This is a genomic window from Streptomyces sp. NPDC001406 (genome assembly GCF_042895285.1).
GTDB lineage: Bacteria > Actinomycetota > Actinomycetes > Streptomycetales > Streptomycetaceae > Streptomyces.
The window spans coordinates 462,081-485,061 of the sequence record NZ_JBIAWG010000005.1 but is presented as its reverse complement, the minus strand read 5'-3'; the positions used below and the strand labels follow the sequence as shown (position 1 = coordinate 485,061).

General features: G+C 69.7%; 19 protein-coding genes. 12 read left to right on the top strand and 7 right to left on the bottom strand.

The features are described 5' to 3' along the window. The first annotated feature begins 144 nt into the window (after positions 1 to 144). The 5 genes from ACFY1J_RS15225 to ACFY1J_RS15205 all read left to right on the top strand — a co-directional run bounded on the left by ACFY1J_RS15225 (position 145) and on the right by ACFY1J_RS15205 (position 9,019). Positions 145 to 2,172: a thioredoxin domain-containing protein gene (locus tag ACFY1J_RS15225; protein WP_390708580.1), complete on the top strand. Its 2,028-nt coding sequence runs from the start codon at positions 145 to 147 to the stop codon at positions 2,170 to 2,172. A gap of 193 nt (positions 2,173 to 2,365) precedes the next feature. Beyond that, a complete protein-coding gene (locus tag ACFY1J_RS15220) occupies positions 2,366 to 3,634 on the top strand; it encodes a glycosyltransferase (protein WP_390708581.1) in 1,269 nt (422 codons plus the stop codon). Further along, positions 3,631 to 5,283 (top strand): ArnT family glycosyltransferase, encoded by a 1,653-nt coding sequence (locus ACFY1J_RS15215; protein WP_390708582.1) that lies wholly within the window; start codon positions 3,631 to 3,633, stop codon positions 5,281 to 5,283. Before ACFY1J_RS15220 ends, ACFY1J_RS15215 begins: the two co-directional genes overlap by 4 nt. After that, on the top strand, positions 5,280 to 6,620 hold the full coding sequence (locus ACFY1J_RS15210; protein ID WP_390708583.1) for a glycosyltransferase: 1,341 nt from the start codon (positions 5,280 to 5,282) through the stop codon (positions 6,618 to 6,620). Before ACFY1J_RS15215 ends, ACFY1J_RS15210 begins: the two co-directional genes overlap by 4 nt. Continuing rightward, the gene (locus ACFY1J_RS15205; RefSeq protein WP_390708584.1) at positions 6,617 to 9,019 is read left to right on the top strand and encodes a galactose oxidase-like domain-containing protein; all 2,403 of its coding nucleotides are present in this window, start codon (positions 6,617 to 6,619) and stop codon (positions 9,017 to 9,019) included. The genes ACFY1J_RS15210 and ACFY1J_RS15205 overlap by 4 nt, the downstream gene beginning before the upstream one ends. Here ACFY1J_RS15205 and ACFY1J_RS15200 read toward each other — a convergent pair. The 4 genes from ACFY1J_RS15200 to ACFY1J_RS15185 all read right to left on the bottom strand — a co-directional run bounded on the left by ACFY1J_RS15200 (position 9,016) and on the right by ACFY1J_RS15185 (position 12,856). Further along, on the bottom strand, positions 9,016 to 9,747 hold the full coding sequence (locus ACFY1J_RS15200; protein WP_390708585.1) for a Mut7-C RNAse domain-containing protein: 732 nt from the start codon (positions 9,745 to 9,747) through the stop codon (positions 9,016 to 9,018). The two genes, ACFY1J_RS15205 and ACFY1J_RS15200, sit on opposite strands and share 4 nt — an antisense overlap. A 33-nt stretch (positions 9,748 to 9,780) precedes the next feature. Continuing rightward, on the bottom strand, positions 9,781 to 10,419 hold the full coding sequence (locus ACFY1J_RS15195; protein ID WP_390708586.1) for a TetR/AcrR family transcriptional regulator: 639 nt from the start codon (positions 10,417 to 10,419) through the stop codon (positions 9,781 to 9,783). Continuing rightward, positions 10,416 to 12,032 (bottom strand): MFS transporter, encoded by a 1,617-nt coding sequence (locus ACFY1J_RS15190; RefSeq protein WP_390731316.1) that lies wholly within the window; start codon positions 12,030 to 12,032, stop codon positions 10,416 to 10,418. Before ACFY1J_RS15190 ends, ACFY1J_RS15195 begins: the two co-directional genes overlap by 4 nt. Positions 12,033 to 12,142: 110 nt before the next feature. Continuing rightward, complete coding sequence (locus ACFY1J_RS15185; protein ID WP_363293908.1) at positions 12,143 to 12,856, bottom strand: hemolysin III family protein; 714 nt, start codon at positions 12,854 to 12,856, stop codon at positions 12,143 to 12,145. Between the two features lie 353 nt (positions 12,857 to 13,209). Here ACFY1J_RS15185 and ACFY1J_RS15180 point away from each other — a divergent pair, with 353 nt between their 5' ends. After that, positions 13,210 to 15,033: a phosphoenolpyruvate carboxykinase (GTP) gene (locus ACFY1J_RS15180; RefSeq protein WP_390708588.1), complete on the top strand. Its 1,824-nt coding sequence runs from the start codon at positions 13,210 to 13,212 to the stop codon at positions 15,031 to 15,033. 202 nt (positions 15,034 to 15,235) lie between these two features. Here ACFY1J_RS15180 and ACFY1J_RS15175 read toward each other — a convergent pair whose 3' ends face one another. Then, positions 15,236 to 15,664 carry a GtrA family protein gene (locus ACFY1J_RS15175; RefSeq protein ID WP_390731315.1) on the bottom strand — a complete coding sequence of 143 codons (429 nt, stop codon included), beginning with the start codon at positions 15,662 to 15,664 and terminating at the stop codon, positions 15,236 to 15,238. A gap of 127 nt (positions 15,665 to 15,791) precedes the next feature. Here ACFY1J_RS15175 and ACFY1J_RS15170 point away from each other — a divergent pair, with 127 nt between their 5' ends. Further along, entirely contained in the window at positions 15,792 to 16,838 is a 1,047-nt protein-coding gene (locus ACFY1J_RS15170) for a glycosyltransferase family 2 protein (RefSeq protein ID WP_390731314.1), read from the top strand. 92 nt (positions 16,839 to 16,930) lie between these two features. Here the strand turns inward: ACFY1J_RS15170 and ACFY1J_RS15165 are convergent, their stop codons facing one another. Continuing rightward, on the bottom strand, positions 16,931 to 18,211 hold the full coding sequence (locus ACFY1J_RS15165) for a hypothetical protein (protein WP_390731313.1): 1,281 nt from the start codon (positions 18,209 to 18,211) through the stop codon (positions 16,931 to 16,933). Positions 18,212 to 18,348: 137 nt separating this feature from the next. Between ACFY1J_RS15165 and rfbA the strand changes: the two genes are divergently transcribed. Continuing rightward, complete coding sequence (gene rfbA, locus ACFY1J_RS15160) at positions 18,349 to 19,278, top strand: glucose-1-phosphate thymidylyltransferase RfbA (RefSeq protein WP_390708592.1); 930 nt, start codon at positions 18,349 to 18,351, stop codon at positions 19,276 to 19,278. A 30-nt stretch (positions 19,279 to 19,308) separates the two neighbouring features. Continuing rightward, a complete protein-coding gene (locus tag ACFY1J_RS15155; RefSeq protein WP_390731312.1) occupies positions 19,309 to 19,953 on the top strand; it encodes a dTDP-4-dehydrorhamnose 3,5-epimerase family protein in 645 nt (214 codons plus the stop codon). A gap of 185 nt (positions 19,954 to 20,138) precedes the next feature. Here ACFY1J_RS15155 and ACFY1J_RS15150 read toward each other — a convergent pair whose 3' ends face one another. Next, positions 20,139 to 20,693 (bottom strand): hypothetical protein, encoded by a 555-nt coding sequence (locus ACFY1J_RS15150; RefSeq protein ID WP_390731311.1) that lies wholly within the window; start codon positions 20,691 to 20,693, stop codon positions 20,139 to 20,141. Positions 20,694 to 20,720: 27 nt separating this feature from the next. On the opposite strand from ACFY1J_RS15150, the gene ACFY1J_RS15145 reads away from it, so the two are divergent. The 3 genes from ACFY1J_RS15145 to rfbD all read left to right on the top strand — a co-directional run bounded on the left by ACFY1J_RS15145 (position 20,721) and on the right by rfbD (position 22,975). Further along, on the top strand, positions 20,721 to 20,924 hold the full coding sequence (locus ACFY1J_RS15145; RefSeq protein WP_390731310.1) for a hypothetical protein: 204 nt from the start codon (positions 20,721 to 20,723) through the stop codon (positions 20,922 to 20,924). A 168-nt stretch (positions 20,925 to 21,092) separates the two neighbouring features. Then, complete coding sequence (gene rfbB / locus ACFY1J_RS15140; RefSeq protein ID WP_390708596.1) at positions 21,093 to 22,067, top strand: dTDP-glucose 4,6-dehydratase; 975 nt, start codon at positions 21,093 to 21,095, stop codon at positions 22,065 to 22,067. Continuing rightward, positions 22,064 to 22,975 (top strand): dTDP-4-dehydrorhamnose reductase, encoded by a 912-nt coding sequence (gene rfbD, locus ACFY1J_RS15135; RefSeq protein WP_390731309.1) that lies wholly within the window; start codon positions 22,064 to 22,066, stop codon positions 22,973 to 22,975. Before rfbB ends, rfbD begins: the two co-directional genes overlap by 4 nt. Positions 22,976 to 22,981: the final 6 nt, after the last annotated feature.

The window sequence follows — 22,981 nt, the reverse complement described above, 5'->3', positions numbered from 1 at the left end:
ACGAGTGTCCTTCGGGGGAGGCGGGAGCGCGAGAGGGGAGACGATCACGAAGGGCGGCGAGCACACAGACGGCGGCGCCGGAGGGGGCGCGCCGGGCGAACCCGCGCTTCTACGCCGAGCCCGACGCCGTGGGAGAGTGGAACGGTGAACCGACTGGCCCATGAGACGTCCCCGTACCTGCTCCAGCACGCCGACAACCCCGTCGACTGGTGGCCCTGGTCGGCCGAGGCCTTCGACGAGGCCCGGTCCGCGAACAAGCCCGTTCTGCTGAGCGTCGGCTATGCGAGCTGCCACTGGTGCCATGTGATGGCTCACGAATCCTTCGAGGACCGGGCCACCGCCGACTACCTGAACGAGCACTTCGTCAGCGTCAAGGTCGACCGCGAGGAGCGCCCCGACGTAGACGCCGTCTACATGGAGGCCGTCCAGGCCGCCACCGGGCAGGGCGGCTGGCCCATGACCGTGTTCCTCACGCCGGACGCCGAACCCTTCTACTTCGGCACGTATTTCCCGCCCGCTCCCCGCCACGGCATGCCCTCCTTCCGGCAGGTGCTGGAAGGGGTCCGGCAGGCCTGGAGCGAGCGGCGTGACGAGGTCACCGAGGTCGCCGGGAAGATCGTGCGGGACCTGGCCGGACGCGAGATCGACTACCAGACCGCGCAGGTCCCCGGCGAGGAGGAGCTCGCTCAGGCGCTGCTCGGGCTCACCCGTGAGTACGACCCGCAGCGCGGCGGATTCGGCGGCGCGCCGAAGTTCCCGCCGTCCATGGTCGTCGAGTTCCTGCTGCGCCACCATGCGCGGACCGGCTCCGCGGGCGCGTTGCAGATGGCGCAGGACACCTGTGAGCGGATGGCGCGCGGTGGCATCTACGACCAGCTCGGTGGCGGGTTCGCAAGGTACTCCGTCGACCGCGACTGGGTAGTGCCCCACTTCGAGAAGATGCTCTACGACAACGTGCTCCTGTGCCGCGTGTACGCCCATCTGTGGCGGTCCACCGGATCCGATCTCGCCCGCCGTGTCGCCCTGGAGACCGCCGACTTCATGGTCCGCGAACTGCGCACGAGCGAGGGCGGGTTCGCCTCGGCGCTGGATGCCGACAGCGACGACGGCACGGGCAGGCACGTCGAGGGCGCGTACTACGCCTGGACGCCCGGTCAGCTCCGCGAGGTCCTCGGGGACGACGCCGAACTCGCCGCCCACCACTTCGGGGTGACGGAGGAGGGAACCTTCGAGGAGGGGCAGTCCGTGCTGCAACTCCCCCAGGACGAGGGGGTGTTCGATGCCGCGAAGATCGCGTCCATCAGGGAGCGGCTGCTCGCGGCACGCGCCGAGCGCCCCGCCCCCGGCCGTGACGACAAGGTCGTGGCCGCCTGGAACGGGCTGGCCGTCGCCGCGCTCGCCGAGACCGGCGCCTACTTCGACCGCCCCGACCTGGTCGAGGCCGCGGTCGGCGCCGCCGATCTCCTCGTACGGCTGCACCTGGACGACCATGCCCGGCTGGCCCGCACCAGCAAGGACGGCCGGGCCGGTGCCAACTCCGGTGTGCTGGAGGACTACGCCGACGTCGCCGAGGGCTTCCTCGCGCTGGCATCGGTGACCGGGGAAGGGGTGTGGCTGGAGTTCGCCGGACTGCTCCTCGACCAGGTCCTCACCCGCTTCACCGACCCGGACAGCGGCGCCCTGTACGACACCGCCGCCGACGCCGAGCGGCTCATCCGCCGGCCGCAGGACCCCACCGACAACGCCACCCCCTCCGGCTGGACCGCCGCCGCGGGCGCCCTGCTGAGCTATGCCGCCCAGACGGGTTCCGAGCCCCATCGCACCGCGGCGGAAAGGGCGTTGGGTGTGGTGAAGGCGCTCGGGCCGCGCGTGCCGCGGTTCATCGGCTGGGGGCTCGCCGTCGCCGAGGCACTGCTCGACGGCCCGCGGGAGATCGCGGTCGTGGGACCGGCGCTCGACGACGAGGCGGCAAGAGCCCTGCACCGTACGGCACTTCTGGGTACCGCGCCCGGTGCGGTGGTCGCGTTCGGCGCACCGGAGAGCGACGAGTTCCCGCTCCTCGCCGACCGTCCGCTGATCGGCGGCGCGCCGGCCGCGTATGTCTGCCGTAACTTTGCCTGCGATGCCCCGACGACCGATCCGGAGCGGCTGCGCACGGCGTTGAACAGCTGAAACGGCATCAGGCCAACCGTCGTAAACGTAACTAGCGTTCGAATTGCTCATCGAGGACGTGCATAGTGAGGAAACACGCTCTTCATTGAAAAGGCCCACGCGCTTCACAGATCACACATAATCTCTCCATCGTGACGCGACGGGCGGGGGTGCCACGTCGCGCCGGGGGGTTTGGGGATCTGGGGGGATCTTTTTGCTCACGTCCGTCTTCATTGCTGCCGTCTCGCTTGCGCTGTTCTGGATGGCGGCGTTCACCTTGTGGTGGCAGATGCACGCGTGGCGTACGCCCGAAGTGCTCGCCTCCACCCGGTTCAGCAGACCGGACGGGGACGAACACGTCTCGTTCTCGTTGCTGCTGCCGGCGCGGCACGAACAGGCCGTGCTCGACCACACCATCCAGCGGCTGCTGGAGTCCACGCACACCGACTTCGAGATCATCGTGATCGTGGGGCACGACGACCCCGAGACCACGGCGGTGGCCGACGCGGCCGCCGAGCGCGACCCGCGCGTCCGTGTCGTCGTCGACACGCACGAGAAGAAGAACAAGCCCAAGGCCATGAACACGGCGCTGCCGCACTGCCGCGGCGACGTCGTCGGGGTCTTCGACGCCGAGGACCAGGTCCACCCGGAGCTCCTGGCCCACGTCGACCACGCCTTCCGGACGACGGGAGCCGATGTCGTCCAGGGCGGCGTCCAGCTCATCAACTTCCACTCCAGCTGGTACAGCCTGCGCAACTGCCTGGAGTATTTCTTCTGGTTCCGCTCCCGGCTGCATCTGCACGCGCAGAAGGGGTTCATCCCGCTCGGCGGCAACACCGTCTTCGTCCGCACGGACGTGCTCAGGGAGGCCGACGGCTGGGACCCCAACTGCCTGGCCGAGGACTGCGACCTGGGTGTGCGGCTGTCCAGCGTCGGCAAGAAGGTCGTCGTCGCCTACGACTCCGACATGGTCACCCGTGAGGAGACCCCCGGCTCGCTGATGTCGCTGCTCAAGCAGCGCACCCGCTGGAACCAAGGCTTCCTGCAGGTCTACCGGAAGAAGGACTGGAAGCAACTTCCGGGATTCGGGCAGCGGTTGCTCGCCCGGTACACGCTGATGACGCCGTTCCTGCAGGCGTTCTCCGGAGTCGTCATCCCGCTCAACGCCGCCGTGGCGCTCTTCCTCGACGTCCCCGTCGGGATCGCCTTCCTGACCTTCCTGCCCCTGGTCACCGCCGCCGTCACCTTCGTCTTCGAGGTGGTCGGGCTGCACGACTTCGGCAAGCAGTACGGACTGCGTGTCCGCCTCGTCCACTACCTGAAGCTGATCGTGGGCGGCCCCTTCTACCAGGTCCTCCTCGCAGGTGCCGCGATCCGCGCCGTCTGGCGTGAGCAGCGCGGCCGTAACGACTGGGAGCTGACCAGCCACGTCGGCGCGCACCTCACCGCGGCCGAGACGATCCGAGAGGACGTTCCTGCGTGACCTCCACCCTTCCCGCGGTGACCGCTCCGAAGGTCCCCGCGCAGCGCCGACCTGTACCCAAGGAGCGTTCGACCGGTCGAACATCGCCGCCGGCCCGGCTCCGCTCCTCCCGTTCCGACCTGCTCCTGTGCGGTGTGCTCCTCGTGGCGATCCTCGTCGTCCAGGGCTGGAACATCGCCGACTACCCGACCCTCAGCGACGACGAGGGCACCTATCTCGCCCAGGCCTGGGCCGTGCAGCAGGGCAAGGGCCTGGCCCACTACACGTACTGGTACGACCATCCGCCGCTGGGCTGGATCCAGATAGCGCTGCTCACCTGGATCCCGTCCGCGCTCAGCCCGGACTCGATGACCGTCGGCAGCATGCGCGTCGCGATGCTGGTGATCAGCGCCGTCAGCGCGGTCCTCGTCTACGTCCTCGGGCGGCGGCTGTCGCTGCCCCGCTGGGCCGCCGGGCTCGGCATGGTGCTCTTCGGGCTCTCGCCGCTGGCCGTCGTGCTCCAGCGGGAGATCTTCCTCGACAACATCGCCGTGATGTGGCTGCTGCTGGCGTTCTGCCTCGCCGCCTCGCCCAGCCGGCACCTGTGGCACCACTTCGGCGCGGGACTCGCGGCCGCCGCGGGTGTGCTCACCAAGGAGACGATGCTCGTCGTCCTGCCCGCCCTGCTGCTCACCATGTGGCGCCACAGCCACCGCGACACCCGTAAGTTCGCCCTCACCGGAGCGGTCACCGCCTGCGTCCTGGCCGGCTTCTCCTACCCCCTGTTCGCCCTCCTGAAGGGCGAGCTGCTGCCGGGCAGCGGACACGTGTCTCTCTGGGACGGCATCAAGTACCAGATGTCCAGGCCGGGTTCGGGCTTCATCCTCGACACGTCGTCCGGCTCGTACGGAGTGCTGCACTCCTGGCTGTACTACGACCGTGTGCTGCCCCTCGGCGGCCTGGCCGGGGCGCTGCTGCTCCTCGTCACCTGGCGCTGGTCGGTCACCGCCCGCGCCCTCGCCGGACCGGCGCTGACCGTGGCGATCCTGGCGCTGGTGGCGATGCGGCCGGGCGGCTATCTGCCCGCCATGTACGTCATCGGCGCCCTGCCCTTCCTCGCGCTGGTCCTCGCCGGGGGCACCGCCTCCGTCGCCCACGCCGTGCTGCGCAGACGGCGGTCCGAGAACGAGAACCGGTATGTCACCTCCGGCCGGTACGCGCTCGCCGCCGTCCTCGCCGTCGCCGCCGGCGCCTATGTCGTACCGCACTGGTACGACGGCGACCGCACCGCCGTCACCGCCGACGCCAACGCCCCCTACCGGCAGGCCTCCAAGTGGCTCGGCAGCGAGGTGGACGACCCGGGGCACACCCGGGTCCTCGTCGACGACGCGCTGTGGCTGGACCTGGTCCATCACGGCTACCGGCCGGGGCTCGGCGCCATCTGGTTCTACAAGGCCGACCTCGACCCGGCCGTCACGAAGACCATGCCGCACGGCTGGAGGGACATCGACTACGTGGTCGCCTCGCCGACGGTCCGGCGCGATGCCCGCGACCTGCCCAACGTCAAGGCCGCCATCCGGCACTCCACCCCGGTCGCCAGCTTCGGCACCGGGCCCGACCGCATCGAGATCCGGAAGATCCAGACGGCAGCCGCGGGAGGCGAGCGATGAGCAGCCACGAGTACACCGTCCCCGGTGAGCTGGGCGATCCGGCCGTACGGGCCGCGACCGCGAGTGAGCCGGAGGGGCGCGCCGGTGTCGAGGCGGCGAACGCGCGCAGGCCCGAAGGGGTGAGCACGATCGCCGCCTCGACACCGGCTGGAGCGCCCCGGAGGCGAAGCGAGCCCGAAAATGCAGTGCCCGAGCCCGGTGCCGTCACCATCGTCGTACCGACCTTCAACGAGTCCGCGAACATCCGGCAGCTGCTGCACCGGATCACCGAGTCGGTGCCCGCCCGGCTGCCCTGCGAGGTCGTCTTCGTGGACGACTCCACGGACGACACGCCCGAGGTCATCCGGCAGGCCGCGCAGGACTGCCCGTTCCCGGTGACCGTGCTGCACCGCGAGGAGGCGGTGGGCGGACTCGGCGGGGCGGTGGTCGAGGGGCTGAAGGCGGCCACCTCGGAGTGGATCGTCGTCATGGACGGCGACTGCCAGCATCCGCCGTCCCTGGTACCGGAGCTGGTCGCCACCGGCGAGCGGACGGGCGCCGGGCTCGTCGTCGCCTCCCGGTACATCAAGGGCGGCAGCCGGGCCGGGCTCGCCGACAGCTACCGGGTGGCCGTCTCGCGCGGGGCGACCTGGCTGACCAAGTCCCTCTTCCCGCGCAGGCTGCACGGCATCAGCGACCCGATGAGCGGCTTCTTCGCCATCCGGCGCAGCGCGGTCACGGCGGAGGTGCTGAGGCCGCTGGGCTACAAGATCCTGCTGGAGCTCGCCGTGCGGAGCCGGCCGCGCGCGGTCGCCGAGGTGCCGTTCGTCTTCCAGGACCGGTTCGCCGGCGAGTCCAAGTCGACCGCCCAGGAGGGCTTCCGCTTCCTGCGCCATCTGGTCGGCCTGCGCACCGCCTCACCGGTCGCCCGCATGGTCGCCTTCGGTCTGATCGGCGCGACCGGCTTCGTGCCCAACCTGGTCGGGCTGTGGGCGCTGACCGTGCTGGGCATGCACTACGTCCCCGCCGAGATCCTCGCCAACCAGCTCGGCGTCGCCTGGAACTTCCTGCTCATCGAGCAGCTGTTGTTCCGCGACCGGCGCGCGCACCGCCGCTGGTGGGACCGCGTCGGCCGGTTCGCGCTGCTCGCCAACGCCGACCTGGTGCTGCGCATCCCGTTGATCGCGCTGCTCGTCGACCGGTTCGGGATGGGCGCGCTGCCCGCCACCGCGCTCGCGCTGGTGACGACCTTCGTCCTGCGCTTCGTCGGTACCGAAGCGCTGGTCTACCTCCCGCGTCGCGGCGCCCCTGCGACCGCAAAAGAAAACTGTCGCACCGCAGCAAGGAGAGCCGTGTGAACCTGCACCGAAGAAGGACGGCACTGGTCGGGGTCGGGGCCCTGACCGCCGGTCTTCTCCTCACCTCACCGCAGTCCGCCGAGGCCGCCAACCTCGTCAAGAACCCGGGCTTCGAGACCGCCGGCACGGACGACATGCCGTACTGCTGGGAGAAGTCCGGCTGGGGCAACAACGACTTCAGCTTCGCCACCGTCGCAGACGCCCACTCCGGTTCCAAGGCCATGAAGGTCACGCTCACCCGGCGGGTGGACGGCGACCGCAAGGCGCTGATCACCGAGTCGACCGAGTGCGCACCGGTGGTGACGGCCGGCAAGCAGTACGACCTGTCCCTCTGGTACAAGTCGACGACACCCGACACCGCCGTCACGCTCTTCCGGCACGACGCGACGGCGGGCTGGCAGTACTGGACCGACCTCAAGACCCTCGACATGGCGTCGGGCTACACCCAGGCCACCGTCCGCACCCCCGAGGTCCCGGCCGGCACCGACCGCATCACGTGGGGTGTGTCGGTGTACGGCACCGGCTCGGTGACCACCGACGACTACACCATGGAGCAGGTCCCCGACACGCTCCCGCCGCCGCAGTGCACCGGCACGGGCGACCAGTGCGCCAACGGAAGCTGGTCGGTGCTGCCGACGCAGAACCCGGTCCGCTCGATGCACTCCGTCGTCCTGAACAACGGCAAGGTGCTGCTGATCGCCGGCTCGGGCAACAGCGAGGAGAACTTCAGCGCGGGCACGTTCACCAGCGCGGTGTACGACCCGGCGAACGGCACCTACAAGGTCATCCCCACGCCGAAGGACATGTTCTGCGCGGGGCACATCCAGTTGCAGGACGGGCGCGTGCTCGTCATGAGCGGCAACAAGGCGTACCCGGTCGCGGGCGGGCACGGCTACGAGGGCTTCAAGGACTCGTACATCTTCGACCCGACGACCGAGACCTACAGCAAGACCAACGACCTGAACGACGGCCACTGGTACCCCTCGGCGACCGAGCTGGGCAACGGTGACGTCATCTCCTTCGGCGGGCTGCGCGAGGACTCGTCCGGTTCGGTGACCACCGAGTACTGGTCGGACAAGGACCAGGCGTGGCAGCCGCTGTGGAAGGTCAACCAGACCTGGTCGTTCTGGGGCCTGTACCCGTCGATGATCCTGATGCAGGACGGCCGCCTCTTCTACTCGGGCAGCCATGTCTTCGGCAACAACATCCCGGGCACCGGGTCGGCGATCTACGACTACAACGCCAACACGGTCACGCAGATCCCGGGCCTGCAGAGGAAGGACGAGCGCGACCAGTCGGCGAGCGTGCTGCTGCCCCCGGCGCAGGACCAGCGGGTGCTGACCATCGGCGGCGGCAACATCGACACCAACCCGGACGGCAACCGGCTCACCGACGTCATCGACCTCAAGCAGGCCAGCCCGTCGTACGTGCCCGGGCCGCCGCTCCCGCAGGGCACGGTCGACCTCGGGGCCGGCAAGGTCCCCGAGACCGGTGACCAGGGCAAGATGTACGTCTCCGCGGTCCTGCTGCCCGACGGCAAGGTCCTGGAGACGGGCGGCGCCCTGCACAACCGGGCCAACCCGGTGTACGAGTCGTCGATCTACGACCCGGACGCGGGCACCTTCGACCCGGTGGCCGCCGACCCCGAGGCCCGCGGCTACCACTCGTCGGCGTTCCTGCTGCCCGACGGCCGGGTGATGGCCACCGGTGACAACCCGGGCAACGGCAGCTGGAACCACAACGTGTCGATCTACACCCCGCCCTACCTCTACAAGGGCACCCGCCCGACGATCACCTCGGTGATCAACCAGGAGTGGAAGTACGGCGACACCCAGCGGATCACGGTCGACCGGCCCATCGCCAAGGCGGAGCTGATCCGCCCGGCCGCGGTCACCCACTCCTCCGACCCGAACCAGCGGTTCGTCGACCTGCCCCTCGCGGTGGACGGCAACAACGTCGACCTGAACGTGACCAGCAACCCCAACCTGGCCCCGCCCGGCTGGTACATGCTGTTCGCGGTGGACGCGGGCGGCGTGCCGTCGGTGGCGAAGTGGGTGCATCTGCAGGGCCCGGCCGCGCTCGCCGCCACCGCCCCCTCGGCGCACGTCCACTCCTTCGCCGACTCCCTGGGGGGCAAGGTCTCCGGGCCCGGCAAGAAGCGGTCGTCGCAGAAGGTCAGCACCACGATCTCCGGCTGCGACCGGCACTACGGCTCGGTCAACGTCTGTGTGCCGACCGTCTTCCCGTCGGAAGTGAAGAGGACGACGGCCGCGCGCTGCACCTGGCTCAAGCAGAACCACTACGGCCGGCTGAAGATCAACGGCAGGGACGATCCACTGGGTCTCGACCGCAACAAGGACGGGATCGCCTGCGGAAAGGCCGATGTGAGAAAGCGTTAGCCCCGCCCGCTGAACTCCGTCAGGGCGCGCTCCACGATGGCCTCCAACTGGTCGTGGTGCGCGCCCTTCCAGTACGCGCGCCCGCACTCCAGGCACCGGGCGAAGACGTCGTACGACCGCTGCGTCCCGCCCTTCAGCTGGTGCGCCACCTCGTCCTTGGTGGCCTCCTTCAGCAGGCCGTTGCACGCCGTGCAGCGTGTCCAGGGGCGCAGTTCGGGCGCGAACCGGTCGAGGACGTCGCGGAGTTGGTCCTCGGGGCGGGTGCTGTAGACATAGGCGCCCGCCCACAGTTCGCGGCGGCGCAGCAGCCCGCGGTCGCGGCTGAGCATGACCCGCTTCTCGGCGGCGGAGCGGGTGGCCAGCGCCGGGTCGCCGATGTCCGTGGACTCGTAGGCCGTGTCCACGCCGAGCAGGCGCAGCCGGCGGGCGAGCGTGCCGAGGTGGACGTCGAGGAGGAAGCGCAGGGGAGCGCCGGGGACCCGCTGGGGCCGCTCGACCGCCCGTACGCTCACGGACTCGCCCGCCGTCGGAATGTGCGACACCGGCACCGGCCGGCCGTCCACGACCAGCGCGCCGACCTCGGTGAGCGGGACCCCGAGGGACTCGATGACATGGCCCAGGGTCGAGACGCCGTCGGTGGCGAGCGGGGTGGTGCCATGGCGGCGGGCGTGCGGGACGAACAGCCGGAGCTCGGGGGCTACTTCGACGTGGATCTCGGGTCCGTTCACCCCGTCAGGATGTCACGGGTGAGCGGCGTGGGCTCAGGGGTTTTCCCTGGGCAGGCCGTGCTCCAGGACGTCCAGGGTGCGGTCGACGAGGGCCGCGAAATCGTCCCGGTGATCGTTCGCCGCCCAGTACAGGGAGGTCTCCATCAGTCCCCCGACCAGGGACATCGCATAGACCCGCACCTCCAGGCTCTCCGGGTCCCGGCCGGTGCGCTCGCCGATGGCCAGGCAGAGCATCCGGCCGGTGACCGACATGCTCTCCATCATCCGCGAGCGCACGGCGGGGACCTCGACCATCAGCCGGGTCCGCAGCCGGGTCACCCGGGCGTCCTCCTCGACACCGAGCTGGACGGCCCGTCGCATCACGTACCGGACGGACTCCGTCCAGGGCTCCTCCGCGGGCCGCGCCCTCAGTTCCTCCAGGATGATCGGGTCGTACTCGTCCGTGAGGACGATGTCCTCCTTGGTCGGGAAGTACCGGAAGACGGTCGACGGCGACACTTCGGCGCGCTCGGCGATCTGGTCGATCGTGGTGGCGTCGTACCCCTGCTCCTCGATCAGTCGATACGTCGCGGTGCGGATCGCCTCGCGGGTCTTGATCTTCTTCCGCTCGCGCAGTCCCAGTCGGGAGCGGTCGGTGGGAGAAGAGGTACGTGCGGCCGTCATGGTGGTCATTCTCCGGCATCCGTGACGGAGGTGGCCATGGCCCGGGCCTCCTTCCGCGGTGTGGCGCGGCCGCCCGGCGCGCTCGGCAGGAACGCGGCCGCCAGCAGGGCGGAGAGAAGCGAGGCGATACCGCACACCAGCAGGACCAGGGTCATGCCGTGCACATACGCGGCGTCGGCGGAGGCGGCGAGGTGGGCCGCGCCCTCGGGGCCGGCCTTCTCGGCGATCAGGTGCGCGGCGACCACGGAGTCCCCGGCGGTGTCGGCGGCCCGCGCGGGCAGCCCGGTGACGTCGAGCCGGTCGCGGAAGGCGCCCGCGAGCAGGCTGCCGAGCAGGGCGATGCCGACCGCGGAGCCGACCTGGCGCAGCGTCATCAGCAGTCCGGAGCCGCTGCCGGCGCGGTCGGCGGGCAGCGTGGCCAGGGCACCGTCCATCGCCGGGACGACCGAGAAGCCGAAGCCGACACCCGCGACGGAGAGCCACAGCGCGGTGAAGCCGTAGCCGGAGTCGACCGTCGTACGGCTGCCGAGGAGCGCAGCGAAGGCGAGGACGACCAGGCCCGCGCTCACCACGGCACGCGCGCCGAACCGCTCGACGACGGGCTGCGCGGTCTTCGCGGCGACCATCAGACCGCCCATCATCGGCAGCAGCCGCACCCCGGTGCCCAGGGCGTCATGGCCGAGGACGGCCTGGAGGTACGGCGGCAGGACGAACATCAGGCCGGAGAGCACGAACATCACCAGGGTCGCGGCGACGGTGTTGAGCAGAAAGCCGCGCTGGGCGAGCAAGGACATGTCGAGCATGGGGCGTTCCCCCAAGCCCTCGGCTCCGCTCGAGCAGGGGGTACCCCCATCCCGGCGCTCGCGCAGGACGAGTCCGGTGAGCAGGACGGCGGCCGCCGCGAACAGACAGAGGACCAGGGTGTCGCCCCAGCCGCGGTCGGGCGCCTCGATGATCGCGTAGACGAGGGCGGCGAGTCCGGACGCGGTGAGCGCGGTGGAGACCGCGTCGACCTTGGGCGAGGCCGGGTCGCGGGTCTCTGGCAGCAGGAGGACGCAGGCGGCGACACCGATGGCGACCATCGGGACGTTGACCAGGAACACCGAGCCCCACCAGAAGTGGTTCAGCAGGAAGCCGCCGATGATCGGGCCGAGGGGCAGACCGAGCGCCGAGGCGGCCGAGATGATGCCGACGGCCTTGGTGCGCTCGTCCGGCCCGAAGAGCGAGGGCAGCACGGACAGGGCGAGCGGCATGACCAACGCCCCGCCCACGCCCATCACCGCGCGGGCGGTGACGACCCAGTTCACATCGCCGGCCAGGGTGCCGACGAGCGATCCTGCCAGGAAGACCAGGAGCCCGGCGATCAGCATCCGCCGGCGCCCGAACCGGTCGCCGAGCAGCCCCGCCGGGAGCATCAGCGCCGCGAAGACGACGACGTACGAGTCCGCCATCCACTGCTGTTCACCGGTGCTCGCGCCGAGCTGCTCCGCCATGGTCGGCAGCGCGACATTGAGGATCGTCATGTCGAAGCCGAGCACCAGCATGCTCGCGACCAGGGCCCCGAGGGCCCACCAGCGGCGGGGATCGCGCCGCGCTTCCTCTGCAGGAGTGATAGTAGCCATGAAATGAGAGTAACTCTCAAAATCTATAGACTGTCAATAGAGTGCAGATGTCAGGCAATGCAAAAATGGCCACGGCTCGCGAGCCGTGGCCATGAGAAGGGGTGCGGGGTCTACGCGTGCTGGTACGCCACCAGGGAGATGCCGACGTAGTGGACGACGAAGGCGGCCAGGGTGAAGGAGTGGAACACCTCGTGGAAGCCGAACCAGCGCGGTGACGGGTTGGGGCGCTTGATCCCGTAGATCACGCCGCCCGCGCTGTACAGCAGGCCGCCCACGATCACCAGGACCAGGACGGCGATGCCGCCGCTGCGCATGAAGTCCGGCAGGAAGAAGACCGCCGCCCAGCCCATGGCGAGGTAGCAGGGGGTGTAGAGCCAGCGCGGGGCGCCGACCCAGAAGACACGGAAGACGATCCCGGCGGCCGCGGCCGCCCAGATGCCCCACAGCAGCCACTGCCCCTTGGCACCCGGCAGCAGCAGCATGGTCAGCGGGGTGTAGGTGCCCGCGATGATCAGGAAGATATTGGCGTGATCCAGCCTGCGCAGGATGCCGTCCATCCGCGGGCTCCAGTTGCCCCGGTGGTACAGCGCGCTCACGCCGAACAGCAGACATGCCGTCAGGACGTAGATGCCGCAGGCCACGCGCCCGCGGGGGGAGTCGGCGAGGGCGGTGAGCACCAGCCCCGCGACGAGTACGGCCGGGAACATGCCGAGATGGAGCCAGCCCCGGAGCTTGGGCTTGACCGGGTGCGGCAGGGAGAGCGCGACGGGACCGCGGCCGGCGGCGGGCGGGTCCGTGGGCGCGTCGGGGGCGGACGCAGTCATGACCCGAATCGTACCTACGGAACCGTAAGTTACGGGCCACTCCGGCTCGATGGCGGGTCGATAGTGGCCATCGTCTCACGGGGGTGTGCGCTCGCGCCGCTGCTGCGTCCGGCCGCGACCTGCAAACCCTCGGTAACGCAAAAAGACCTTCCGGCGAACCCAACGTGCACGCAAAGAAACACGGTAAGCGTGGCCTTCCTCACGTCGCTCACCTGTGATGCGCTCTGGACATATGCGCACTACCATCGGATGATCAAATGAGTGCGGTCGGCACCGGATGAGCGGCTACGAAGCGTCCGGGCCGCGGCCCCCACGGGGCAGACAAGAACAAAATCCCTCATTTAGGAGCAATCGTGGCGCGCGACATCGCGGCTCCCCCCGTCATCCCCACCAACCACCAGGAACTGATCTCGTGGGTCAACGAGATCGCCGAACTGACCCAGCCGGACAACGTGGTCTGGTGTGACGGATCCGAGGCCGAGTACGAGCGACTCTGCGACGAGCTCGTCACCAAGGGCACCTTCAAGAAGCTGGACCCGGTCAAGCGCCCCCACTCCTACTACGCGGCCTCCGACCCGACCGACGTCGCCCGCGTCGAGGACCGGACCTTCATCTGCTCCGAGAAGGAGGAGGACGCCGGGCCCACGAACCACTGGATGGCCCCCGCCGAGATGCGCGAGGTCTTCTCCGGCGAGAAGGGCGTCTTCCGCGGCTCGATGCGCGGCCGCACCATGTACGTCGTCCCGTTCTGCATGGGTCCGCTGGGCTCGAAGCTCTCCGCGATCGGCGTCGAGATCACCGACTCCGCCTACGTCGCGGTCTCCATGCGCACGATGACGCGCATGGGCCAGGCCGTCCTCGACGAGCTCGGCACCGACGGCTTCTTCGTCAAGGCCGTGCACTCCGTCGGCGCCCCGCTGGAGGAGGGCCAGGCCGACGTGGCGTGGCCGTGCAACCAGACCAAGTACATCTCGCACTTCCCCGAGAGCCGCGAGATCTGGTCCTACGGCTCCGGCTACGGCGGCAACGCCCTGCTCGGCAAGAAGTGCTACGCGCTGCGCATCGCCTCCGTCATGGCGCGTGACGAGGGCTGGCTGGCCGAGCACATGCTGATCCTCAAGCTCACCCCGCCCACCGGGGAGTCGAAGTACGTCGCCGCCGCCTTCCCGAGCGCCTGCGGCAAGACGAACCTCTCCATGCTCGACCCGACCATCTCCGGCTGGACCGTGGAGACCATCGGCGACGACATCGCGTGGATGCGCTTCGGCGAGGACGGACGCCTGTACGCCATCAACCCGGAGGCGGGCTTCTTCGGCGTCGCACCGGGCACCGGCGAGCACACCAACGCCAACGCGATCAAGACCCTGTGGGGCAACTCGATCTTCACCAACGTCGCCCTCACCGACGACGGTGACGTGTGGTGGGAGGGCCTCACCGAGGAGACCCCGGCCCACCTCACCGACTGGAAGGGCCGCGACTGGACGCCCGAGTCCGCCGAGCCGGCCGCCCACCCCAACTCCCGCTTCACCGTTCCGGCCGCGCAGTGCCCGATCATCGCGCCGGAGTGGGAGGACCCGAAGGGTGTGCCGATCTCGGCGATCCTGTTCGGCGGCCGCCGGGCCAGCGCGGTGCCGCTGGTGACGGAGTCCTTCGACTGGAACCACGGTGTGTTCCTGGGCGCCAACGTCGCCTCCGAGAAGACCGCCGCCGCCGAGGGCAAGGTCGGCGAGCTGCGCCGCGACCCCTTCGCGATGCTGCCCTTCTGCGGCTACAACATGGGCGACTACATGGCCCACTGGATCGACGTGGCCAAGGACAAGGACCAGTCCAAGCTGCCGAAGATCTACTACGTCAACTGGTTCCGCAAGAACGACGAGGGCAAGTTCGTCTGGCCGGGCTTCGGTGAGAACAGCCGCGTCCTGAAGTGGATCGTGGAGCGCCTCGACGGCAAGGCCGAGGGTGTCGAGACCCCCATCGGCATCCTGCCGACCAAGACGGCCCTCGACACCAACGGGCTCGAACTGGCCGACTCCGACCTGGACTTCCTCCTCACGGTGGACAAGGAGGTCTGGCGCGAGGAGGCGGCGCTGGTCCCCGAGCACCTCAACACCTTCGGCGACCACACCCCGAAGGAACTGTGGGACCAGTACCGGGCGTTGGTCGAGCGCCTGGGCTGAGCCCCGCCCGGAAAGACTCCGCGGCCGGTCCTCGGATGCCCTGACCAGCGATCGTCACGGCCGGCCGCGGTGACAACACCATGAAGAAGGGCCCGGGGCCCGCACCGTACAACGGCGTACGGAGCGGGCCCCGGACCCGTTTTCGGGGGGGGCGGGGTCCTCTGGAGTCGGGGCCCTTCTCTGGAGTCAGGGTCCTTCGGAGTCAGGGTCCCTTGAAGACCCACAGCCGCAGCAGCACGAAGCGAAGTGCCGTCGCGGCGGCATTGGCCACGATCAGCGCGCCGATCTCCACCTGCGTCTCGTCCGGCAGGGTCCGGTGCACCACGGCGAGGGCCCCGCTGCTCAGCGCGAGCCCGGCGAAGAAGGCCACCAGTCCCTGGAGTTGATGCCGGGCCGCCCCGTCCGCACCGCGCACCCGGAAGGTGAACCGGCGGTTGGCGGCGGTGTTCGCCACGGCCGTGACCAGCAGCGCGACCAGATTGGCCGACTGGGCGTCGAGCACCGGCCGCAGCGCCGTGTACAGGCCCAGATACGCGGCTGTGGACAGCACACCGATGATCGCGAACACGGGCAGCTGCCGGGCGACCCCGGTCTCGGCCACATCGGCGGCGGTCTCGGTGGAGTTCGGCATCGATTACGGCACCCGGGGTTCGAGAACGTGTGTCTGACGCGCTGAAACAACCTCAGACAGTACCGTATGCGAGCAAATCGGGCGCATTATTGCGTCGACCCGCTCGAGAATGGGCTGGCAACTCCGAATGATTGATGTGCTCCACGACTCCGCCGACCGCCTTGAGCCGGCGGTCGAACTGTCGGTCGTGATTCCGATGTTCAACGAGGAAGAGGCGTTGCCGGCGCTCGTGGGGCGGCTGCGGCCGGTGCTGGACGCCACGGGCGAGCTGTACGAGGTCGTCGCGGTGGACGACGGCTCCACGGACCGGACGGTCGAACTGCTGCTGGAGCTGCGGGCCGGCTGGCCGCAGCTGCGGATGGTACGGCTGCGCCGCAACAGCGGACACCAGGCAGCGCTGACCGCCGGCCTGCACCATGCCCGCGGGCGCTACGCCGCGAGCCTCGACGCCGATCTCCAGGACCCCCCGGAGAAGATCCCCGAGATGCTCGACCTGGCCCGCTCCCGGCACCTGGACATCGTCTACGGAGTACGCGCCAACCGCTCCACCGACACCGGTTTCAAGCGCCACACGGCCGGCGCCTACTACTGGCTCATGCGCCGCATGGTCGGCAACCACGTCCCCGCCCAGGCAGGCGACTTCCGCCTGCTGTCGCGCAATGTCCTCGACGCCCTGAAGGCCCTGCCCGACCAGCCGCAGGTGTACCGGCTCCTGGTGCCCTGGTTCGGCTTCCCCAGCGGAGAGGTCACCTACCACCGCGACGAACGCGTCGCCGGCCACACCAAGTACCCCCTGCGCAAGATGGTCCTGCTGGCGGTCGACAGCATCATCAGCTTCTCCGTCGCCCCGCTGCGCCTGGCCACCTGGCTCGGCACCCTCGCCTTCTTCGTCTGCCTCGGCACGCTCGTGTACACGCTGGCCGTGTACACGGCGGGCAACACCACCCCCGGCTGGGCCTCCCTGATCATCGCCGTGCTCTTCATCGGCGCCGTCCAGCTCATCTGCCTGGGTGTGCTCGGCGAGTACATCGGCCGTGTCTACTCCGCCGTCCAGCAACGCCCGACCTACTTCGTCGCCGACGACACCGGCCCGGCGCGCACCCCGGTGCAGGGCATCTCCTGGCCGGGCCCGCGACGCGGCCACGGGACCCGACAGGACTACCTCGGCGGCTGAGCGCTCCGCTGGAAGGGCCGCGATATGCCGTCAGCTGTCCGCGGCACCGTCCTGGCTGGTCGCGCGGTTCCCCGCGCCCCTTCAGGGCGCCCCTAGGTCCGGGCCGTCTCGGCCGTGGTGTCACCGGCGACCGGCTGGCTGGGTACGGCCGGTGCTTCGGGTGCCCGGCGGAGCTCCTGGACCGTCGTGCGGAGCACGATCACCGATGCCAGCAGCATCAGCGCGCCGTGCGCGGGCATCGACAGATACGGGGACAGCTCCGGGGCGATGGTCTTCAGGTAGCTGCCGAACGAGGCGAGTTGCACCAGTACCGGCACGTACCAGAGCTGCCGGGGCCGGCGGAACGCGGCCATCACGGTGAGCACGTCCGCGGCGTAGAAGTACCGCTCGTGCATGGAAGGCAGCAGGAACGGCACCACGATGGCGGAGCAGGTGGCCAGCAACACGACCTGGGTGTCCGTGAGTTCCGGCATGCGAAGGCCGGAGCCCGGCACGCCGCCTCGGCCGCGTCGCAGGGAGCGGACCGCCAGCCCCATCAGCAGCGTCACCAGCACCCCCGCGACCAGCACGCCCACGCTGCGCACGGGATCGGTGTCACCGGGCACCGACACGAACTGGTAGACGGACGGCGCGTTGATGGTGAGGAAGTGGTACGTGTCCGTCTGCCGGGCGTAGACCGACAGCAGCTGCCCCGGATCGGCGCCGATCAGGAGGGCCGGAACATCGAGCGCGAGGTACACCGCGGGAACGGCGAGCAGGCTCCGCCATGGCACCCGCCCCGCCGCCACCAGTACGAGCAGGAAGGGGAAGAGGAAGACGGCCTGGAACTTGAACGCCAGCGCGAGCCCGAAGAACGTGCACGCCCACCACGGCCGGTGGCGCAGCACATAGGAGATCCCACCGACGAGGAAGGCCGCGTAGGTGGCGTCGCACTGCCCCCACCACGCGCTGTTGGTGACGACGGTGGGCAGGAAGAGCACGACCGCGCCCGCACCGAGGGCCGCCCAGCGGCGCGTGGGCCGGAACAGGGAAACGGTACGGAAGGTGTAGTACGCCAGAGCCAGGTCGAAGAGCACCGAGATCCATTTGATGGCCACCAGCGACGACAGCGGCAGATAGGTCAGTGCGGCCATCAGATAGAGGTAGGGGACGTTGTAGTCCGAGAAACTGGGATCGGCGAGCGCGTGGAACCCGCCGTGGCTCACGATGTGCCAGTACCAGGGCTGGAGAAAGTTCTCGAAGTCCCATGACTCGCCGGGCAGCAGAAACATTCGGACCAGGATGGCCACCGTCGCCGTGATGTACGCGGCCAGTGCCAACACCCTCGAATCGGCGGTCCGCCGGCGGGGGGCCTCGGCGGCTGTGTCGGGCATTCCGGACTCCGTTCAGGTCGCGCTCGATCGCGCCGCCCGGACGGCATCCGGGCGCGACGGCGATCAGTATGTCCGAAACATTCCTTGGCGACGTGTAACAAACCGGGATTCAAGGGCAATTCGCCTATGGTGCTGCCATGCGCGGAATTCTTCTGGCCGGGGGCACCGGTTCGCGACTGTGGCCGCTGACCCGCTCGGTGTCGAAGCAACTGCTGCCGGTTTTCGACAAACCGATGGTCTATTACCCGCTTTCCACACTGGTGATGGCCGGTGTGCGCGACATCCTTGTCGTCACCACCCCCGAAGACCAGTACCAGTTCCGTCGCTTGCTCGGCGACGGCCGCCAACTCGGTCTGCGGCTCGCATACATGGCGCAGGAACGCCCGGAGGGCATCGCCCAGGCCTTCCTCCTGGGGGCCGACTTCATCGGCGACGAGTCGGTGGCCCTGATCCTGGGCGACAACATCTTCTACGGGAGCGGCCTCGGCACCCGGCTGGCCCGCCATGACGACCTCAAGGGCGGAAGGGTGTTCGCCTACCCGGTGGCCAACCCCTCGGCCTACGGGGTCGTGGAGTTCGACGAGTCGGGCCGGGCGCTGTCCATCGAAGAGAAACCGGCCCGGCCGAAGTCCCGCTACGCCGTGCCCGGCCTCTACTTCTACGACCGTCACGTCGTGGAGGTCGCCCGCGGTCTGCGCCCCAGCGCCCGGGGCGAGTTGGAGATCTCGGACCTCAACCGGGTCTATCTGGACGCCGGGACGCTGCAGGTCACCCGGCTGGACCGGGGCACCGCATGGCTGGACACCGGGACCTTCACCTCCCTGATGCAGGCGTCGGAGTTCGTCCGGGTGATCGAGGAGCGCCAGGGCTTCAAGGTCGGGTGCGTGGAGGAAGCGGTGTGGCGCGCCGGCCTGATCGATGACGACCGGCTCAGGGAACTGGCCCGGCCCCTGCTCAAGAGCGGATACGGCCACTACCTGCTCGGACTGCTGGAGGACTACCGGCAGGTCGTCGTGCCGCAGAGAGGCGGCGCGGCGCGCCACGAGGAACCGATGGGCCGTCCCTGAACCGAATGCGAGGCGGAAAGGAGCATCCACATGGAGCCACTTGGCATCGAAGGGGCCTGGGTGGACACGCCCAAGGTGTTCATGGACACCAGGGGCAGATTCCATGAGTGGTTCAAGGGGGAACAGTTTCGTGATTCCACCGGCCAGGGACTCCGGCTTGAGCAGGCCAACTGCTCGCGCTCCGTTCTCGGCACTCTCCGCGGCATCCACTACGCATCGGTCCCCCCGGGCCAGGCCAAGTACGTCACCTGCGTCAGCGGCGCCGTCCTCGACGTGGTGGTCGACATCCGTATCGGTTCTCCGACCTTCGGGAAATGGGAAGCGGTCGGGCTCGACGACACGACGCACCGCTGCGTCTATGTCTCGGAAGGCCTGGGCCATGGCTTCATGGCGCTGGAGGACAATTCCACCGTCGTCTACCTCTGTTCAGCGGGATATGCGCCGCACCGTGAATACGGGATCAACCCGCTCGACCCCGATTTGGCCATCGCCTGGCCCGAGGAACTCGTCCCGCACCTTTCCGACAAGGACGCGTCCGCGCCCACGCTGGAGGAGGCCGGGCGGCAAGGTCTGCTGCCTTCCTTCGAGGACTGCGTCGCGTATCGCCGAGCGCTTGCCGAAGGAATCCGTGAGGAAGACACGGAGAAAGTACGTCCATTGAGGCCGCACGGGTGATCCTCGAGCAAGTCGTGGCGTGACCCGTGACCTTTCAATTGCCGCGAGTTTAAGAATGGATTCGTCCGAAGCCAGAGGCGACGTGACGCGCATGCGAAAAAAGCGCACCGGGTGCGCCCGCTTGCGGTCTGACTCCCTCCCAGTTACTGAGGAAGGTTCTCTTGAACCGTAGAACGATCCGAAGTTCACGCCTGAGGTCCGCCACGCTGGTGACCGCGGGCGCTCTCGCGGTGGCGCTCAACGTTGGGCAGAGCTCGGTGGCCATCGCCGACGCGATCCACAGGTCGAGCTCCGCACCCCATGCGGCGTCCACCACCAGCACGCACGAAGACGTGGCCGGCGGCCGGGGCGGTGACCGCGGCCCCCAGGGTCCGCGGGGCCCGCAGGGCCATGACGGCAAGCCGGGCAAGCGGGGCCCGCAGGGCGCCCAGGGTGCTCAGGGTGCTCAGGGCGCGCAGGGTGCCCAGGGCGGGCAGGGTCCGCAGGGTCCGCAGGGTCCGAGGGGCCCGCAGGGCCCGCAGGGCGCTCAGGGTGCCCAGGGTGCGCAGGGCGCTCAGGGCGCGAACGGTGAGAACGGTGAGAACGGCGCTCAGGGTGCTCAGGGCGCGCAAGGTGCCCAGGGCGCACAGGGAGCCCAGGGTGCGCAAGGTGCTCAGGGAGCCCAGGGCGCTCAGGGAGCCCAGGGCGCCCAGGGTGCACAAGGTGCTCAGGGCGCGACCATCCACACGTACGTCGTCCACGACACGTTCACTGTCGCCACTGGGGGGGTGACTGTCTTCTGCCTGCCCGGCGACGAAGCCACCGGCGGCGGATTCAACGGACCTGCCCCCGTCGTCCTGACCAGCAGGCCCGTCCCCAGCTCCACAGGAGTCACCCCCATCGGGTGGCAGGTGACCATCCCACCTGGTGTCGCGCTGCCGCCGACTGCCCCGCCCACGTTCGACGCCTACGTGGTCTGCAACAACCTGTAACCCCACGCGAGCGGTGGCGTGCTACTGGCCACCCGCTTCCGTAGAGAATGAGCGACGGTGCCCCCGAGGCTTCGGCCTCGCGGGCACCGTCCGCTTTGTGTCCGCGCCCGCGACCCGGCGTCTGACGCTTCGGTGCCGGCCCCGGGCGACAGAAAGACTCGGAGAACCATGCGCATCCTTGTGACCGGCGGTGCTGGATTCATCGGTTCGGAATACGTCCGCCGACAACTGAATTCGGATCCGGCAACGCGGATCACCGTCCTCGACAAACTCACCTATTCGGGCGTCGAGGCCAATCTGGCACCGGTGGCGCGGCACCCGGGACATACCTTCGTCCGGGGCGACATCTGTGACCCGGACGTGGTCGACCAGGTGATGGCGGGCCAGGACGCGGTGGTCCATTTCGCCGCCGAGTCGCACGTGGACCGGTCGATCGACGGGGCCGGTCCGTTCGTCCGCAGCAATGTGATGGGCACGCAGGTGCTCCTGGACGCGGCCCACCGGCACGGCGTCGGCCGCTTCGTCCACGTCTCCACCGACGAGGTCTACGGCTCGATCCGCGAAGGCTCATGGACCGAGGACCGGCCCCTGGCGCCGAACTCCCCCTACTCCGCGTCGAAGGCCGGCTCCGACCTGCTGGCACTCGCCCACCACCGCACCCACGGCCTGGACGTGGTGATCACCCGGTGCTCCAACAACTACGGCCCGCACCAGTTCCCCGAGAAGGTCATCCCGCTCTTCATCACCAACCTCATCGACGGGAAGACGGTCCCCCTCTACGGCGACGGCCGCAACATCCGCGACTGGGTGCACGTCTCCGACCACTGCCGGGGCATCGACCTGGTCCTGCACGGCGGCAGGGCCGGGGAGGTCTACAACATCGGCGGCGGGACCGAGCTGAGCAACCACAAGCTCACCGGCCTGCTGCTGGACGCGGTCGGGGCGGGCTGGGACCGGGTCGAGTACGTCGCCGACCGCAAGGGCCACGACCTGCGCTACTCCCTGGACGACAGCAAGATCCGCGAGCACCTCGGGTACGTCCCGCAGGTGTCCTTCACGGAGGGCCTCGCCGACACGGTCGCCTGGTACCGTGCACACCGCTCCTGGTGGGAGCCGCTCAAGGAGAGGGCCGCGCTGCGATGACCACGAGCTGGCTGGTGACCGGCGCGCGCGGGCTCCTCGGGCAGGACGTGCTGGCCGAGCTCGCCGGCGATCCGGACGCCGTGGTCACGGGGCTGAGCCGCGACCGGCTCGACATCACCGACCCCTCAGCCGTCCGTGCCGCCGTCGCCGGTCACCGAGTGGTCGTCAACTGTGCGGCATGGACGGATGTCGACGGCGCCGAGCGGTCCGAGGCGGCGGCCACGGCCGTGAACGGCACGGGCGTCCGGCACCTCGCACGCGCCTGTGCCGACAGCGGCGCGTTTCTGCTCCACGTCTCCACCGACTATGTGTTCCCGGGCGACGCCCGCCGGCCGTACCCCGAGGACGCGCCGACGGGGCCCGTCAACGCGTACGGGCGAAGCAAGCTCGCGGGGGAGCGGGCGGTCCTCGAACTGCTGCCGCACACCGGCTACGTCGTGCGCACCGCCTGGCTCTACGGCGCGCACGGCCCGAACTTCGTGGCCACCATGCTCGAACTCGCCACCCGGCACGCGACCTTGGATGTGGTGGCCGACCAGCACGGCCAGCCGACCTGGTCCCGGGCCCTCGCCCGGCAGCTGATTGGTCTCGGCCGGGCCGCGTCGGCCGGACGGGCGCCGGCCGGCATCTACCACGGCACGGCGGCAGGCCGCACCACATGGTGCGGTCTGGCGCGTGAGACCTTCCGGCTCAGCGGACTCGATCCCGAGCGGATCCGCCCGGTCGGCTCGGACAAGTTCCCGCGTCCGGCCGCCCGCCCGGCCTTCGGCGTCCTCGGCCACGACCACTGGTCGCGGGCCGGCCTCGCCCCGCTCGCCCCTTGGGGCGACCAGCTGGCGGCCGCCCTGAAGGAACCGGCGTTCACCGGCCTGGCCGCCGCGGCGCGCGCGAGCGCCTGCCCCAGGTAGAAGGCG